The sequence below is a fragment of the Chryseobacterium sp. PTM-20240506 genome (assembly GCF_048296755.1).
GTDB lineage: Bacteria > Bacteroidota > Bacteroidia > Flavobacteriales > Weeksellaceae > Chryseobacterium > Chryseobacterium proteolyticum.
On the sequence record NZ_CP182581.1, the window covers coordinates 3,078,784 to 3,096,639 of the forward strand.

The window sequence follows — 17,856 nt, forward strand, 5'->3', positions numbered from 1 at the left end:
TAAGCATCAGAGAAATGCAATTAATTGAATTATTAAACAGAATCCCAACTTTAGAAATTCACGGCGACAATACCCGTGAAGTTTCGGAGCTGGTATTCGACAGCAGAAAGGTTACAGAAAATTCTCTTTACATCGCAGTAAAGGGAACGGTTGCAGATGGGCATTCATATATTGCATCTTCTATTGAAAAAGGGGCAAAAACGATCGTTTGTGAAGTATTGCCCGATCAGCTGAATGAGGATGTTACGTATGTAAAAGTAAAAGATTCTTCGAAAACCCTGGGACATCTGGCCTCAAACTTTTATGGAAATCCTTCTCAAAACCTGAAACTCATCGGCGTTACTGGAACCAACGGAAAAACATCTGTTTCCACATTGCTTTTTGATGTTTTCAAAAATCTGGGCTATGAATCTGCATTGCTTTCAACTGTTGAAATCAGAATAGGCAGCGAAATAATTCCGGCCACACATACTACCCCGGATATTATTACGATCAATCAGGTTTTAGCTAGGGCCGTAGAAGCAGGTTGCGAATTTGCTTTCATGGAAGTAAGTTCTCATGGAATTTCTCAAAACAGAATTGAAGGACTCCATTTCAAAGTTGCAGGATTTACAAACCTTACTCATGATCATCTGGATTATCACAAAACATTTGAGGAATATCTGAAAACGAAAAAAAGGTTCTTTGATGAGCTTTCTGATACCGCAATTGCCATTACCAATATCGATGACAAAAATGGGAATGTAATGCTCCAGAACACCAAAGCTGCCAAAAGATCATATGCATTGAAAACAATGGCAGATTACCATGGAAAAGCTTTGGAAATTGATTTTAACGGAATGCTCCTGAACTTCAACGGGAAGGAATTCTGGACTACCTTAACGGGAAGATTCAATGTCTATAATCTTCTATTGGTATTTGGAATTGCATCTGAACTCGGCTTTGAATCCAATGAAATCCTTCAGGCCATCAGCACCCTGAAAAGAGTCTCAGGAAGATTTGAAACCTTCAAATCCGATGGTGGCATTTTTTTCATCGTCGATTATGCCCACACTCCGGATGCATTGGAAAATATTCTGGACAGCATTAATGATATCAGAACAAAAAATGAAAGACTGATTACCGTCTTCGGTTGCGGGGGAGACAGAGACCACTCCAAAAGACCTGAAATGGGAAACATTGCAACGAAAAAATCCACGTTGGCAGTTATCACTTCAGATAACCCGAGAACAGAAGATCCGGCAGCAATTATAAAAGAAATTGAAGCAGGTGTTGAACCTCAGAACTTCAGCAAATACACTTCAATACCCGATAGAAAAGAAGCCATAAAAATGGCGATTAAATTTGCAGAGCCCAAAGATATTGTTTTAGTAGCCGGAAAAGGTCACGAAAACTATCAGGAGATTAATGGCGTAAAACACCATTTTGATGACAAAGAAGTAATTACAGAACTGTGGAAGTTAATGAGCAAGTAATTTATAATCGATAAATGATCAATTATTATTGATCTTATCATTCATCAAACATCACTTATCATTTATTAACAATAGGAAAACATGTTATACTACTTATACGAATATCTAACCCACCATGGAATCCATATCCCCGGACTTGGAATGTTAAAGTACATCTCATTCCGTGCAGGGATGGCGGTCTTATTATCCCTGATTATTGCTCTTGTGTATGGTAAAAGAATCATCAATTACCTGAGAGCAAAGCAAATGGGCGAATTGGTCCGCGACCTTGGCCTTGACGGGCAAAAGCAGAAAGAAGGAACTCCGACAATGGGAGGGCTCATTATTATCCTTGCCACCATGATTCCGGTTCTTCTCCTGACAAGAATTACCAATGTATACATCGTCCTTCTGATAATATCAGTTTTATGGATGGGTGCTATCGGATTTGTAGATGACTATTTAAAGAAAGTAAAGAAAAATAAAGACGGGCTTAGCGGTAAATTCAAGATCGTAGGTCAGGTGGGACTGGGGCTAATTGTCGGAGTAACAATGTATTTCCATCCTGATATTACGGTAAAGAGAAAATATGCAGATGCAAAAGTAGTTAACAGAAATAATGTGGAGCAGAATTTTATGCCTACAGAAAAAATTACGGTTTCTACCGTGCCATTTGCGAAAAATAATGAATTTGACTACAGTGGAATATTATTCTGGATGAGTGATAAAGATGCTCATGAGTGGGCATGGATTGTTTTCATTCCAATTGTCATCTTTATTGTAACAGCGGTTTCCAACGGAGCCAATATCACGGATGGAATAGACGGTCTGGCTGCAGGGACGAGTACGGTAATACTCCTTACCCTTGCATTCTTTGCCTACATTTCAGGGAATATTATTTTTGCGGATTACCTCAATATCATGTTCCTGCCCAATATGGGTGAAACCACCATTTTTGTAGTTGCCATGGTAGGTGCTGTGATCGGATTCTTCTGGTATAATACCTATCCGGCACAGGTTTTTATGGGAGATACCGGGAGTTTGATGCTGGGAGGAGTAATTGCTGTATTGGCTATTATTTTAAGAAAGGAATTAATGATTCCTGTTTTATGCGGAATATTCCTGGTAGAAAACATATCTGTAATGCTGCAGGTGGTTGTTTTTAAATACAGAAAGAAAAAATACGGACTGGAATACGCCCAGAATAACAGATTATTTAAAATGTCTCCATTACACCATCATTATCAGAAAGACGGTTTCCATGAAAGTAAAATCGTTAACAGGATGATTATCATAGGAGTAATGTTGGCTATAGTATGTCTGATTACATTAAAAATGAGATAAAACTCTATAAAAGTAAATGTATTAACGTATTCATGATTTTAAAAACATAAATAAAGTACGCCAATACATAAATACAAAAAAGGTAATATGAAAATAGTTGTTTTAGGAGGTGGAGAGAGTGGCTGTGGTGCTGCTTATTTAGCTAAAAAGAAGGGTCTGGAGGTATTTCTTTCAGACAAAGGAACTATTAAAGATAACTATAAAGCGTTTCTTACTGAAAACAATATTGAGTTTGAAGAAGGAAATCATGACGAGGGAAGGATTTTAAATGCAGACTGGATTGTAAAAAGCCCAGGAATTCCTAAAAAAGCGGATATTATTTATAAAATCCATCTGAAAGGAATCCGCCTTTCTTCCGAGATAGAATTCGCTTCAGAATTCACCAATGCTAAAATCATTGCGATCACAGGAAGCAACGGAAAAACCACCACCACTTCATTGATCTATTATATCCTGAAGAATGACGGACTGAAAGTAGGTCTAGGAGGAAACATCGGCTACAGTTTTGCAAAGCAGGTAGCAGATGAAAACCATGAATATTATGTACTGGAGGTAAGTTCATTCCAGCTGGATGACATTCAGAACTTCAGGCCATATATTTCATTATTGCTTAATTTATCACAGGATCATCTGGACCAGTATAATTACAACTATGAAGAATATGCGATGGCAAAATTCAGAATAGCTGAAAATCAGGAAAACGATAATTTCTTTATCTATAACAAAGATGATGAAATGAGCAAAACCATTCTTGAAAAGCTGGAAATAAAGGCAAAAATGATCCCTTTTTCAACAAAAGAAAAATTGACCGAGGGAGGTTTTATAGATAACGACAGTATTGTGGTAAAACTAAAAGATACATTTTCAATGAAAATTGACGAGCTTTCTTTATTGGGAAATCATAATGTAGCGAACAGTCTGGCAGCATCTATAGCAAGTAAAATACTGAATGTCAACAATGAAAGCATCAGAAATTCATTAATGACTTTTCAGGCAGTGGAACACAGGCTGGAGTTTGTTTCTGAAATTGATGGCGTAAAATACATCAACGACAGTAAAGCAACGAATGTAAATGCGACCTATTATGCTTTGGAAAGCATGAAAACACCTACGATTTGGATTGTGGGAGGTCAGGATAAAGGAAATGATTATACGGAGATTGAGGACCTTGTCAAAAGAAAAGTAAAAGCAATTGTCTGCTTGGGAATTGATAATCAGAAAATTATTAATTTTTTTAAAGACAAAAAGGAGTTTATATACGATACTTCAAGCATGGAAGAGGCCGTAAAAATATCAAAATCAATTGCTAAAAGCGGAGAAACGGTTTTACTTTCTCCTTGCTGTGCAAGTTTTGACCTTTTCAAAAGCTATGAAGACAGAGGAAGACAGTTTAAAGAACAAGTATTAAAATAAATGTACTGATGTATTGATGTAAATGGTATTCATGTATTTGACAACTAAGAATCATTAATACTTTAATCCATTTTACATAATACAGTTAAAGATACAATAGAGTATGAACGAACAGGACACAGAAAGCAGATTTGAATTTCTAAAGGGAGATAAAGTACTTTGGATGGTCATTCTCGTGATCTCCATTTTCTCTATTTTCCCTGTATATTCTGCAAGTTCGAATCTGGAATATATTGTAAATAACGGGACCACAACAGGCCATGTTATCAAGCATATGTTCTTTGTAGTCCTTGGTTTGGGAATCATGAGACTGGTAGGAACCGTAAAATATGAATACATTGGAAAACTCAGCAGTATACTTCTGGGGTTAATGATTATATTACTGGTTGTCACCATGTTTACCGGCCAAACGATCGATGGGGCAAGTGCCTCCAGATGGCTAAAGATTCCGGGAACACCGATTTCTTTTCAGCCTTCATCATTTGCCTTTCTTATGCTGGTTATTTACCTGTGCAGGTATTTAACCAAGAAGATAACCCGGGAAAGACTTCCGATAGAAAACATTATGTACATCTTTGGTCCTATTCTCCTTGTTTTTGTTTTAGTAGCAAAAGATAACGGATCTACGGCTCTAATGATCCTGATGGTATCTGTTATTGTATTGGTTATCGGGCAGCTTCACTGGAAATATATTGCAGGTTTTATTTCGGCTTCATTTATTGCGATCGTATTGTTCTTACTGATTGCTTTAAATACCAATCTGATTGGTGGAAATCGTGTTCATACATGGATGAGCCGTGTAGAAACCTTCACTTCCAGTAAAGCAAAATCAGCCGATGTGGATGATGAAAGCGTAAAAGCCAAGAATTACCAGGTAATGCAGGCTAAAGCAGCAATAGTACATGGAGGAATTACAGGAATGGGACCTGGAAAAAGTGCATTAAAGCAAATGCTTCCGCAATCTGCTTCCGACTTTATATTTGCAGTAATTGTAGAGGAATACGGACTGATAGGAGCAGCTTTCCTTATCTGTATGTATCTGATCATGGTGATACGGATTGTAATGATAGCCAGTAAAATGCCTGCATTTTTCGGGTCTTTGCTCGTTCTCAGCCTCGGTGTCATGATCTTTATACAGCTATCGGTAAATATAGCCGTAGCCATCAATCTGATTCCGGTGACCGGACAACCCCTGCCCTTAATAAGTTATGGGGGAACATCCATGTTGGTGACCTATTTACAGTTGGGAATTATTTTAAATATAAGCTCAAGGATACAGATTTATGACGAAGAAGGAATGGGTAAAAAACAGAGTATTGCAGAAATAAATGATATTGCTTAAATCATATTAATGGTCAGGCTATTTCAAAATTAAAAAAATGAACAAGAAACTAAAAGTATTATTATCCGGTGGTGGAACAGGAGGACATATCTTCCCGGCAATCGCTATTGCAGACGAAATCAGGAAAAGATTTCCGGATACAGAATTCTTGTTTATCGGAGCCAACGGAAAAATGGAAATGGAAAAAGTTCCTCAGGCAGGTTACCCTATTGAAGGAATCGACATCGCCGGAATTGACCGTGGTAACATGTTATCTAATCTGGGATTACCATTCAAGATCTTGAAAAGCTTATCCAGATCAAAAAAGATCATTAAGCGTTTTGCTCCTGATTTTGCGATCGGTACAGGAGGCTTTGCCAGCGGACCGGCTCTGTATGAAGCAAGCAAGCTGGGGATCCCTATTTTTATTCAGGAACAAAATGCACATGCAGGGGTAACCAATAAAATTTTAAGTAAGAAAGCAAAAGCTGTTTTTACTGCTTACCCCAAAGTAGAAGGGTTTCCCGATGATAAGATCAAATTTTTAGGTAATCCTATTCGCGAGAATATCATTCTGGGAATGGAAGAATCTTCTCAGGCAAAAGAAAAAATGGGATTAAATAAGGAAAAGCTGACAATCCTTTCTGTTGGTGGATCACTGGGTTCCAGAACTTTAAATAATGCATGGAGATCACATTTTGATGAACTCATCAACAAAGATTATCAGCTGATCTGGCAGACAGGAAAGCTCGATTATAAAGATATTATAGAAGAAACAAAAGATAAGAAAAGCCAGAATATTCAGATTCTTGAATTTATAAAAGATATGGAGAAAGCATACTCGGCAGCAGATATCATTGTTTCAAGAGCAGGGGCTATTGCCATTTCAGAACTGGCTGTTGCACAAAAACCGGTTTTATTGATTCCTTTCCCGTTTGCGGCAGAGGATCATCAGACCAAAAATGCACTGAATCTGGTTGAAAAGAATGCGGCAAAAATGGTCAAAGATTCCGAAATGGAAGAAAAATTCTGGAACACACTTATGGAGGTTTGCGACAGCGCAGCGATGAGAAAAGAGATGTCTGAAAACCTGGAATATTTTGCCAAACCCAATGCTGCAAAGGAAATTGTTGATGAAATTTTTATAAAGCTACAATAACCAACACTATAAAGTATGAAAACTAAATTACTAACAGTATTGCTCATTTGCTTCTTTACCCACTGGGTAACGGCACAAACCCTGATAAAACCCGCTGACTTTAAAATTGCAGCAGTGGGCAACTATTTGAAAGGTAAAGGATATGATATCCTGGAGCAGGAGGAAACTTTTATTAAAATAGGAAATAAAGACAAAGCCACACTCTTTATGGATGTGGATGCAGGGAAAAAATACATTAACCTTAATGTAAATATCCTACTGAATAAAGGGGTAAGCAAAGACAAAATTGATACCCTGCTGAACGAGATCAATAAGCTTGCAATGATAAAAGCAGAATATCTGCCAAGTCAGAATTCAATCGGTTTTAAATATTATTTCTGGATTACCAACGGATTTACATATGAGACCCTTGAAGATGCAGTAATGGAATTCTTTTTGTATCAGGGAGATTCGTATGGACTGGATAAAGAAAAGATATTCAATTATCAATAACTAAAAATAGAAGATGAAATTATTAGAAACATATCAGACTTTTTACTTTGTGGGGATCGGCGGGATTGGCATGAGTGCCCTTGCACGTTATTTTAAAGCTTCAGGTAAAAAAGTTTCAGGTTATGATAAAACCAACACCAAACTTACTCAACAATTGATGAGTGAAGGAATTGATATTGTTTTTGAAGATCTCATCGATGAACAAATAACCACACTTCAAAAGGATAACACCTTAGTAATTTATACTCCGGCTATTAAGAAGCTTGGAATTCTTGATTACTTCAATGAACATGGTTTTGAGATTTTAAAGCGTGCAAAAGTGTTAGGATTAATTACGGAAAATACAGATTGTATTGCCGTAGCCGGAACACATGGTAAAACAACAACGTCTACCTTGGTTTCCCATTTATGTAAAGAAGCGGACCTGCCATTTTCATGCTTTTTAGGAGGTATTTCAGAAAATTTCAAATCCAATTTTTTATATAACGGTTCAGAATACTCAGTGGTAGAAGCTGATGAATACGACAGAAGCTTTCTCAATCTTTCTCCGGACTGGGCAGTGATTACTTCTACCGACGCAGATCACCTGGACATTTACGGAGACAAAAGTCATATTGAAGAAGGGTTCCGCCAATTTGCAGCTCTGGTTCCGGAAGATAAAAAACTTTTTGTAAGAAAAGGTATTGAGATCGGAAGAGACCATCAGACTTATGCTGTAAACGAAAAAGCGGATTATTACTCCGATAATCTGCGTATGGATCACGATAAAATCTATTTTGATTTTCATACTCCCGGTGAGTCTGTAAAAGATTTTGTCTGGGAAATTCCGGGGATCCATAATGTGGAAAACGCAACCGTTGCATTAGCCATCCTGCATAATTTAGGAGTGGATTTTGACATCCTGAAAAAGGCTATTGCCAGCTTCAAAGGAATTAAAAGAAGATATACAAAACATATTTATAAGAACGGTAAAATATATATTGATGATTATGCCCACCACCCGACAGAGATCAATGCTGTTGTAGGTTCCATCAAGACCTTTTACCCTGATAAAAAATTACTGGTTGCATTTCAGCCGCATTTATTCAGCAGAACAAGAGATTTCGCTGATGGCTTTGCAGAAAGTTTAAGCAATGCAGATGAACTCATTTTACTGGATATTTATCCGGCAAGAGAGCTTCAGGAAAACTTTGAGGGGATTACCTCAACATGGTTACTGGAAAAGGTAACCCTGGATAAAAAAGAAGGGTCCACTTTAACGGAAGCCTTTGAAAAGATAAAAGAAAAAGATTTTGACATTCTGCTCACCGTAGGTGCAGGAAATATAGACACCCTATATGACCCGATTTGTGAATGGTTAAGTTTAAAAGATAAATAGTAGTAGTGTATGTAAGTAATGTAATCCACGATAATCATGAATACATTTTACTTTAATACATGAATACAATAGAATATGAAAAATAAATACAGAATATTAAAAATTGCTATCACAGTAATCCTGCTTGGTTTCCTGCTGAGTTTCTCTTTGAAGAAATTCAGTGGCCAGAAGATTACCGATAATAAGATTTCTGTAAAATTAAGCGAAAAGACTCCGGTATATTTCGTTGATGAAAAAGACATCAGGGATATTGTAAAAAAAGAAAACCCTTCAGGAAAAGTAGGTGATCTGAATATTCCATCCCTCGAAAAAAAGATCAATGCCCTTCCGGCTGTGGATAGTGCAAATGTTTATTTAAATCTAAACGGAAAGCTCAATCTGGATATTAAACAAAGGGTTCCGGTATTCAGGCTGAATAAAGACGGCAGGGATTTTTACGTGGATGAAAAAGGAGTTGAATTTCCCATCTCAAAAACCTATTCGCATCCTTGTATGCTGGTAACAGGAAATGTAAAACCTGACGAATATGAAAAGCTTGCTGAACTGGTTGAAAAGATTGATAAGGATGACTTCAGCAAAAGATACTTTATAGGAATCTCAAAAGTAAAGGATGATTATAATCTTTTGACAAGTGAAGGAAACTATAAAGTAGAAATCGGAGACTTGGATAATATTGAATTCAAAGTAAAAGGTTTTAAAGCGTTTGTTGAGAAATATCTTGTGTATCAGGATCCTCAGAAGTACAATATGATCTCTGTAAAATATCAGAACCAGATTGTAACCACTTTAAATCCTGCTTTTAAAGAAAATGACAGTATTTTAACTGCAGGACGTAAAGAACTGGCAAAAGCTCCTGCTCCGGCAACGATAAAGAAACCGGAAACTAAAAAACCAGCGGAGATAAAAAAGCAAAATTCTGTATCTCAGCCAAAGGAAAATAAAAAGCCAAAAACGACAACCAAACCAAAGGAGACAAAGAAAACAACTGAGAAAAAGGCTACAAAGCCAAAAGCAAAAGTTAAAATAGAATAAAAAATCAAATCGATATAAACAAATGGAAAATCAAGAGTATTCAGTAGGTCTGGACATCGGGACAACAAAGATAGTTGCGATTGTCGGAAGGAGGAATGCACACGGGAAAATAGAAGTTCTCGGTGTAGGAAAGGCCAAAAGTCTTGGGGTTCATAAAGGTATTGTGAATAACATCTCACAAACCATTAATTCAATCAAGGCGGCTGTGTCTGAAGCACAATCCAGTGCAGGAGTTCCTATCCGCAAAGTCACGGTTGGTATTGCAGGAAAACATATCCGTTCTCTGCAACATTCCGATTATATTATGCGAGAGCATCCAGACAAGTTTATTACAGACGACGACATCGAAGCATTGAAAGATCAGGTAAAAAAACTGGTCATGCTACCCGGTGAAGAAATTATTCATGTACTTCCTCAAGAATATAAAGTGGATTCTGAAGGTGAGATACAGGAACCTGTCGGTATGCACGGAAAACGTTTAGAGGCTAATTTCCATGTTGTCGTAGGACAAATGGGTAGTATCAGAAACATTGCAAGATGTGTAAGAGAAGCCGGACTGGAAATGGAAGCCCTTACTTTAGAACCACTGGCATCTTCTGAAGCTGTTCTTACAAAAGAAGAAAAAGAAGCAGGAGTCGCAATCGTAGATATAGGTGGTGGTACTACGGATATTGCTATTTTCAAAGACAATATCATTCGCCATACTTGTGTAATTCCTTACGGTGGCGGAATCATTACAGAAGATATTAAAGAAGGTTGCTCGATTATAGAAAAACATGCAGAACAACTGAAGGTAAAATTCGGATCTGCAGTTCCTGAGCTTGAAAAAGACAGCACTTTTGTAACCATTCCTGGCTTACATGGAAGACCGGACAAAGAAATTTCTCTTAAAACTCTGGCACAGATCATCAACGCGAGAGTTGAAGAAATCCTTGAAATGGTGAACACCGAGCTTAAAGCCTATGGTGCATTCGAACAGAAGAAAAAGCTGATTGCGGGAATCGTTCTTACAGGAGGTGGTTCCAATTTGAAGCACTTACGCCAGCTTGCTAATTATACTACAGGTTTCGACAGCAGAATTGGTTTTGCTAACGAATATATCGCCAATGACAAAAACCAATACCTGAAAGGTCCTGAATTTGCAACATCTATCGGGTTACTGATGGAAAGTTTGAAAATCCGTGACAAAAAGCAGACGATCGTAGAAGAAGAAACCGTTCAGGAGAAGCAACAACCGGAAGTAGTATCCAATACAGCTGAAACCCCAAATGCCACACAGCAGGCGACTCCTGTTCAGGAGCAGGAAGTGGTAAGAGAGCAACAGGAAAATAAAAAAGCGGCAAGGCTCACATTCGGACAGTCGCTAATGGAAAAAGTAAAAAAATTCTTTGAAGAAGTAGAATAATTATAAAATGATGAATGATAAGCGATACACGGCTATTCCTTATCACTTATCATGAGTCAATTTTAAAAAATATAAGTTATGGAAAATATAGGTACACAAGGGTTTTCATTTGATTTACCAAAAGGAAATTCATCAATCATCAAAGTAATTGGTGTTGGTGGCGGTGGAAACAACGCCCTTAAACACATGTACGAGAAAGGGATTCACGGTGTTGATTTCGTGATCTGTAATACGGATGCTCAGACTTTAGATAATAACCCCGTCTCCAATAAAGTTCAGTTGGGTACTTCCATCACCGAAGGACTTGGAGCAGGTGCTGATCCTGAGGTTGGAGAAAAGTCAGCTATTGAAAGTATTGAAGAGATCAAGGCTGCAATGGGACAAAATACCAAGATGGTATTCATTACTGCCGGGATGGGAGGTGGGACCGGAACGGGTGCCGCTCCTGTTATTGCCAAAGTAGCTAAAGATATGGGAATTTTAACGGTAGGTATCGTTACTGTTCCATTCAGCTTCGAGGGGAAGAGAAGGCTTGAGCAGGCAGAAAACGGACTTGATAAATTGAGAAATAATGTTGACTCACTGATTGTCATCAACAACGATAAATTAAGACAGCAATTTGGTAACCTTGGATTCAAGCAAGGATTCTCAAAGGCCGATGAAGTGTTAACCAATGCTGCAAAAGGTATGGCAGAGGTTATTACCGGTTACTTCGATGTAAACATTGACTTTAGAGATGCTAAATCTGTGCTTCAGAACTCGGGTACTGCATTGATGTCTACTGGTACTGCTTCCGGAGAAAATAAAGCAGAAGAGGCCGTAAGAAAGGCTCTGGATTCCCCATTATTGAATGACAATAAGATTACAGGTGCTAAAAATGTATTACTATTGATCAGAAGTGGTGTAGAAGAAGTTACCATGGATGAAATAGGTATCATCATGGACCACATTCAGAAAGAAGCAGGAAACACCGCGGATATTATTTTCGGGGTTGGAGCGGATGAAGAGCTGGGAGATGCAGTAAGCGTTCTTGTAATTGCTACAGGTTTCTCCAATGAGGATAAAAAATTTGCAGGGCCAACTGAAAAAATAAGAATCGGTTTAAATGACAAACTGGATTCTCACAAAACTTCTCCTTTTAAAACGAGAGAAGAAAGAGAAATGAGCCCTGAAGAAGGCTATACTTTCGGAGGAAAGAACCTTTTCAGACTTGATGATGAAGACCAGGATAATCCTCAGTTTAAGACATCTACTGAAAAAAAAATGATTATTGAGGATGAAGAGGTAAAAACAGAAATAAAGTTCTCTGATAGAGAGCAAGATACGGTAGACAGCCCAATTCAGGACTGGAGAAACGAAGAAGAGGATCAGGATGCTTATAACTTATTTTCTTTCGATGAAGATAACGACCCGAATGACCTGGAAATACAGTCTTTTTCTTTTGAAACAGAAGACAGGAAAGAAGAACCGACTAAAAACTCTTCTGTTCCTTCTTTTTCCGAAGAAAAACCGATTGAATTCAGCTTCTTTGTCAATGAGCCTGTTAATGAGCCAAAAACGGATTATGGACAGCCAAAAGCAGAGTTTACCACTTCAGCCAATACGGTAAGCCAGATTACAGAAGAACCTCTTCAGAAAATGGAAAGTTTCTTCCAACCGGTGAAAGAAGTTCCGGCCAATGAAAGCAAACCGGTTGTTGAAAATAAAACGGAAACCGAAGCTACAAAGCCATCAGACAGTGAGTTCACTTTTGTGAACAAAACTATTGACCAGGAGAGAGTGGTTGAAAGAAGAAATAAATTAAAAGAATTCAATTCACGTTATCAGAGTTTTGATAATGTTAATGAGTTCGAATCTGTGCCTGCATTCAAAAGAAAGAATATTTCTATTGACGGGACCAACGCATCAGATCAGAATATAAATACATATTTATCTGATAATAATGGTTCTATGCAAATCAGAGAAAACAGATTTTTAAATAAAGACGTAGACTAAATTTAATTTGAAAATGAAATAATTTGTGAATTTGAAAATTGATCCACTGGAAATTATACATCCATTGCCTTTTACTATTTTCAAATTGTTTCATTCTCAAATTTTCAAATCATAATATATGAGTTTAGAAAATACAATCAGCGAAGCGATAAAAACCGCTATGAGGGAGAAAGACAAAGTGGCTCTGGACTCTCTCCGTGCAGTAAAGTCCCAGATACTGCTTTTGAAAACAGAAGCCAGAGGAGCAGAAGTTTCAGCAGAACAGGAGATCGCTATTTTACAAAGAATGATTAAACAACGTAAGGATTCTTACGACCAGTTTGCTGCTCAGGGAAGAACGGATCTCGCAGACGTCGAAGAAGCCCAGATGAAGGTCATCGAAAAATTCTTACCTCAACAGCTTACTGCTGAAGAGCTGGAAACAGAAATTAAAAATATCATTTCACAGACCGGCGCTGAATCTATAAAGGATTTAGGAAAGGTAATGGGAATGGCATCAAAAGCGTTAGCCGGTAAATCTGACGGAAAAAGCATTTCCGAGATGGCTAAAAAGCTGCTTTCTTAAAGGGTATTTGGTCTTCAATCCGGACACAGATCCAGAGTAAGATCATTGAACCCGTTTACTAAGGATATTCAACCTTTGCATATCGATTTGATTAATGAAGCCCGAAATTAATTTCGGGCTTCATTTTATGCATTAAGATGCTTGAGGTGTCTGTGAATTACAGACTTAACTAATTGCATCTTTTAAGTCGAGGGAATGACGTAAAAAATGCCTTTTCATGGTTGGTTGTTTTTAGAATCATTTCAAATTTAATAATTATTTTTCATTATTCATTGCTTTTATTTACATTTCTTCAAATATTGTTGAAATATTTACATATCACCATGTTACATATCATGCACTTTTCCTAATGCGTCAATAGTTTTTATAAGTTGATGAAACATAAATAATTTTTTACCTTTGTACAGATTTAAAAAAACAAAAAATGTATCCAACAGATTTAGTAATGCCTATGAAGGCTGAACTTACAGATAAAGGCTTTGAAGACTTGACAACAACTTCTCAGGTACAAGAAGCATTAAAGCAATCAGGAACTACCCTATTAGTGATCAATTCAGTATGTGGGTGTGCTGCAGGAGCTGCAAGACCGGGAGTTGTTTACTCTTTGACCGGAGATAAAAAACCCGATCACTTGACAACCGTATTTGCAGGATATGATACTGAAGCTGTTTCAGAAGCGAGAAAACATTTAGCTCCGTTTCCTCCAAGCTCACCTTGCGTAGCTCTTTTCAAAGATGGAGAATTGGTTCACATGCTGGAAAGACACCACATTGAAGGAAATCCTGCAGGAGCAATTGCGGCAAACCTTCAGGCAGCTTACGACGAATATTGCTAGAAAACAATATATCCAGATAATCAACCGTTACAATATTTGTAACGGTTTTTTATTTTAAGCCATAAAAAATTCTCTGAAAAATCAAATATCATTATATTTGTTGAAATGGCAACGAAAGCACTTTTCAATACTGTGGTGAATTGGTTTATCCGTCAAAGGATAGACCAGATCCAGAATTTCATGAATCATCCGATTGAAACACAGAAAGGGATACTATTTTCCCAGTTGTTTCATGCCGAGGATACAGAATATGGGAAGAAGTATGGTTTTAATTCTATTTCGAGTTATCAGGATTTTAAAAATAAAGTTCCCATTGTTACCTATGAAGATTTCGAACCTTATATCGAGAGAGCACGACAAGGTTATAAAGATGTAAGCTGGCCTGGCTATATCAAACATTTTGCAAAGTCCTCAGGAACCACGAACGCTAAAAGCAAATTTATTCCCATCTCTGCCGAGAGCCTGGAATATTGCCATATGAAAGCCGGAAAAGACATGGTATCAATTTATGCCAATAACCATCCGGAAAATCAGCTTTTTACGAATAAAAATTTACGTCTGGGAGGCAGCTCCGAACTCTATGCCGATTTTAACACAAAATTCGGGGACCTTTCTGCTATCCTTATTGACAATCTTCCTTTTTGGGTAGAGATTACAACAACCCCCAGCAAAAAGGTATCACTCATGTCCGAGTGGGAGAGTAAACTGAGAGCCATTATATCTGAGGTTAAAAATGAAGATGTCGGAAGTTTACTGGGGGTTCCAAGCTGGATGCTTGTTTTACTCCAGAGGGTTCTGAAAGAAACGGATGTTCAGAATATCTCTGAGCTCTGGCCTAATCTGGAAGTCTTTTTTCACGGCGGAATAAGTTTTAAGCCCTACAGGGAGCAATACAGCCAGATCATCGGAAAAAACATCAATTACTACGAAATTTACAATGCCTCAGAAGGCTTCTTTGGTATTCAGGACAGATCAAATAGTGACGAAATGCTTTTGATGCTGGATTATGGTATTTTCTACGAATTCATTCCTATGGATAAATTCCATTTCTCGAATCCACCGGTTGTAAGCCTTGAGGATGTTGAAGTCGGAAAAAATTACGCCATGGTCATTACCACCAATGGAGGATTATGGAGGTATCTCATCGGTGATACGGTTGTCTTTACATCCGTTAATCCGTTCAGGGTAAAAATTTCAGGAAGAACCAAACATTATATTAATGCTTTTGGAGAAGAATTAATGATCACCAATGTGGAGCTTGCACTTACAAAAGCCTGTGAACAGACAAATGCAGCTATTACAGATTTTACAGGAGCTCCTGTTTTCATGAAAGAAAATGAAAGCGGTGCTCATGAATGGATTTTTGAATTCAGTAAAAAGCCGGACGATCTCGACTGTTTTATCAATGCTTTCGATGAGTGCCTGAAGGCAATTAATTCGGATTATGAAGCGAAGAGGTACAATAATATTACATTAAAAAAACCCATTGTTCATATAGCCAAACCCAATTTGTTCTATTCCTGGCTGGAGTCCAAAGGAAAGCTCGGGGGACAAAACAAGGTACCAAGACTCAGCAATGACCGGGAATATATAGACCCTTTATTAGAACTCAATAAGAATTAATAAAAAAACCGCAGTTTTTACTGCGGTTCTTTTTTATTTGCTTTTCAGATCTTCTTTTAATTTTTTAGCTCCCTCTTCTACTTTTCCGGCGCCTTTAGCTGCAGCATCCTTTACATCCTGTCCAAGCTCCTTCGCCCCTGCCTTAATATCTTTTCCAGCTTCATTAAGGTCTGCTTTTGCCTTATGCGCTGCATTATCTATTTTATCTCCGGTAGCATCCACTTTAGCTTTAACGTCTTCTTTTGCCTTGTTAATTTTAGTAGTATCTACAATATCTGCCGGGCTTTGCGTCACTGTAGTGCTGGTTGTTGTAATAGATCCGTCCGGATTTTCAACCTGCTCAGTTTTTGTTGTCGATTTGGTGCAGGACACGACCAATCCGGCTACCATAAGTGCTGTTACAATTTGTTTTTTCATATTGATATTTTTTAAGAATGTATTCAAATTTATGAAAACTTCCGTATAGTTTTCATTGTTCAGGGAGAAGTTTTTCCTGCTTCCTCTTTCGCCTTTCCTTCTTTTTCCTTATTCTGTTTCTCCTCTTCCTGTTTCTTTTTGTTTTCTTTTTCCAGCTCCTGTTTAATACGCTGCTCTTCATTTTGGATTCTCAGAGCCTCTTTTAAAGAATCCTGATATTTCTGGGAAGACATTCTGATCTTTCTTGCAATATCTACGGATATGGCACCATTAGAAAAGGAATCAATGGCAGTTGTATCATAATCCACTTTCGTCACCTGATCCGTCTCTACACGAACAGGTTCTCTTTTAGAACAGGAAGTAATCAGAATAGAAAAAACCGCTGCTAAAAAAAATACATTTTTCATGGAACTAATTTAACAGAAATTCCGCAATTACAGGATAGTGATCTGATAATTTTACGGACTGATCTATTTTATAGCTTATGGGTCTTATGTCTTTAGAGGTGAAAATATAATCGATTCTCAAAGGAACTTTATAATCATGAAAACTGGTAGAAATACCATTCCCGACTGTTAAAAAAGCGTCATCCAGATTTTTCCCAAGATTATAATATTCATAAGAATTAGGCACGGAATTAAAGTCGCCCGCCAGTATAACCGGATAAGGAGAAAAGTCGATTGCTTTTCTGATCTTTTTTATCTGATCTTCATGAGCCCTGAATGTGGGTGTCATGTGAGAAAGAAGAAGATGGAGTTTATTAGATCCTTTTCCAAGACTATTAAAATCAAACATCGATTTGTTCAGACGGAATGGTTCAAGATATACATTTACTATTCGTATGATTTTTCCATTAATATCAATATCCGCATAAAAAGAATTTCCTCTTGATTTATCCTCAATTAACTCTTCCTGTCTTACAATTTTATGTTTTGTCTTCAGGCTCACTACCGGATACTTAATCATATCTTTTCGTATTGCCCGGTTTGTATCTTTTTCCTGAACAAGAATAATATCAGCATTCTGATCCTTGATATATTTTGAAACTTTATCCCAGCCAAACTCACCATACTTCACATTGAATGTCAATATTTTAACATCCCGTATTGATTTATAGTTTTCAGTTTTAGGAGAAAAGTTCACCCATCGTCTTATGGGATTATAAAAAACAAAAGTGCTTAACAGAAAAACAATGGCGATTTTATTTCTTTTAACGATCCAGACCAGCGTTAATAAAATATGTAATAAAATTAAATAGGGAAACCCTAATGAAAGAAGATTCAAGCCCCCAATAATGTTAGGCGGTATCCATGCATTCCCTAAGGTGCACAGTAATAATACGATAATTGCAATATGCAAAAACAACAATATCTGGTTCGGCTTCATGAAAAAAACGGTCTAGTCTTTTTTTAATCAAAAATCC

Annotated in this window: 16 protein-coding genes; 13 read left to right on the forward strand and 3 right to left on the reverse strand. The window is 37.4% G+C overall.

Translation table 11 applies throughout. From position 1 onward, the window contains the following. The first annotated feature begins 14 nt into the window (after positions 1-14). From ACNFU2_RS13600 to ACNFU2_RS13660, 13 genes are all read left to right on the forward strand, one after another. The gene (locus ACNFU2_RS13600; RefSeq protein WP_306613154.1) at positions 15-1,475 is read left to right on the forward strand and encodes a UDP-N-acetylmuramoyl-L-alanyl-D-glutamate--2,6-diaminopimelate ligase; all 1,461 of its coding nucleotides are present in this window, start codon (positions 15-17) and stop codon (positions 1,473-1,475) included. 81 nt (positions 1,476-1,556) lie between these two features. Next, positions 1,557-2,798 (forward strand): phospho-N-acetylmuramoyl-pentapeptide-transferase, encoded by a 1,242-nt coding sequence (gene mraY, locus ACNFU2_RS13605; RefSeq protein WP_172281538.1) that lies wholly within the window; start codon positions 1,557-1,559, stop codon positions 2,796-2,798. Between the two features lie 87 nt (positions 2,799-2,885). Next, positions 2,886-4,211, forward strand: coding sequence for a UDP-N-acetylmuramoyl-L-alanine--D-glutamate ligase (murD, locus tag ACNFU2_RS13610; RefSeq protein ID WP_306613156.1), 1,326 nt, complete (start codon positions 2,886-2,888; stop codon positions 4,209-4,211). Positions 4,212-4,314: 103 nt separating this feature from the next. Further along, on the forward strand, positions 4,315-5,553 hold the full coding sequence (locus ACNFU2_RS13615; RefSeq protein WP_172281542.1) for an FtsW/RodA/SpoVE family cell cycle protein: 1,239 nt from the start codon (positions 4,315-4,317) through the stop codon (positions 5,551-5,553). A 37-nt stretch (positions 5,554-5,590) separates the two neighbouring features. Then, positions 5,591-6,691 (forward strand): undecaprenyldiphospho-muramoylpentapeptide beta-N-acetylglucosaminyltransferase, encoded by a 1,101-nt coding sequence (murG, locus tag ACNFU2_RS13620; protein ID WP_172281543.1) that lies wholly within the window; start codon positions 5,591-5,593, stop codon positions 6,689-6,691. Between the two features lie 15 nt (positions 6,692-6,706). Then, a complete protein-coding gene (locus ACNFU2_RS13625; RefSeq protein WP_172281545.1) occupies positions 6,707-7,183 on the forward strand; it encodes a hypothetical protein in 477 nt (158 codons plus the stop codon). A 13-nt stretch (positions 7,184-7,196) separates the two neighbouring features. Further along, the gene (gene murC / locus ACNFU2_RS13630; RefSeq protein WP_418122047.1) at positions 7,197-8,561 is read left to right on the forward strand and encodes a UDP-N-acetylmuramate--L-alanine ligase; all 1,365 of its coding nucleotides are present in this window, start codon (positions 7,197-7,199) and stop codon (positions 8,559-8,561) included. A 75-nt stretch (positions 8,562-8,636) separates the two neighbouring features. Next, entirely contained in the window at positions 8,637-9,593 is a 957-nt protein-coding gene (locus ACNFU2_RS13635; protein WP_273650207.1) for a cell division protein FtsQ/DivIB, read from the forward strand. A 22-nt stretch (positions 9,594-9,615) separates the two neighbouring features. Next, positions 9,616-10,998 carry a cell division protein FtsA gene (gene ftsA, locus ACNFU2_RS13640; protein ID WP_418122049.1) on the forward strand — a complete coding sequence of 461 codons (1,383 nt, stop codon included), beginning with the start codon at positions 9,616-9,618 and terminating at the stop codon, positions 10,996-10,998. Positions 10,999-11,076: 78 nt separating this feature from the next. Further along, positions 11,077-12,993 carry a cell division protein FtsZ gene (gene ftsZ, locus ACNFU2_RS13645; protein ID WP_418122051.1) on the forward strand — a complete coding sequence of 639 codons (1,917 nt, stop codon included), beginning with the start codon at positions 11,077-11,079 and terminating at the stop codon, positions 12,991-12,993. A gap of 118 nt (positions 12,994-13,111) precedes the next feature. Then, positions 13,112-13,558: a GatB/YqeY domain-containing protein gene (locus ACNFU2_RS13650; protein WP_172281554.1), complete on the forward strand. Its 447-nt coding sequence runs from the start codon at positions 13,112-13,114 to the stop codon at positions 13,556-13,558. Positions 13,559-13,982: 424 nt separating this feature from the next. Continuing rightward, positions 13,983-14,393: a BrxA/BrxB family bacilliredoxin gene (locus tag ACNFU2_RS13655; RefSeq protein ID WP_172281556.1), complete on the forward strand. Its 411-nt coding sequence runs from the start codon at positions 13,983-13,985 to the stop codon at positions 14,391-14,393. Between the two features lie 105 nt (positions 14,394-14,498). Then, positions 14,499-16,016: a GH3 auxin-responsive promoter family protein gene (locus tag ACNFU2_RS13660; RefSeq protein WP_172281558.1), complete on the forward strand. Its 1,518-nt coding sequence runs from the start codon at positions 14,499-14,501 to the stop codon at positions 16,014-16,016. A gap of 33 nt (positions 16,017-16,049) precedes the next feature. On the opposite strand, the gene ACNFU2_RS13665 is transcribed toward ACNFU2_RS13660, so the two are convergent. The 3 genes from ACNFU2_RS13665 to ACNFU2_RS13675 are packed head-to-tail and all read right to left on the reverse strand — an operon-like array spanning position 16,050 to position 17,819. Further along, a complete protein-coding gene (locus ACNFU2_RS13665) occupies positions 16,050-16,433 on the reverse strand; it encodes a hypothetical protein (protein WP_172281559.1) in 384 nt (127 codons plus the stop codon). A 59-nt stretch (positions 16,434-16,492) separates the two neighbouring features. Beyond that, positions 16,493-16,840, reverse strand: a complete 348-nt coding sequence (locus tag ACNFU2_RS13670) for a hypothetical protein (RefSeq protein WP_418122054.1) — start codon at positions 16,838-16,840, stop codon at positions 16,493-16,495. 4 nt (positions 16,841-16,844) lie between these two features. After that, positions 16,845-17,819 carry an endonuclease/exonuclease/phosphatase family protein gene (locus tag ACNFU2_RS13675; RefSeq protein WP_172281562.1) on the reverse strand — a complete coding sequence of 325 codons (975 nt, stop codon included), beginning with the start codon at positions 17,817-17,819 and terminating at the stop codon, positions 16,845-16,847. Positions 17,820-17,856 lie beyond the last annotated feature (37 nt).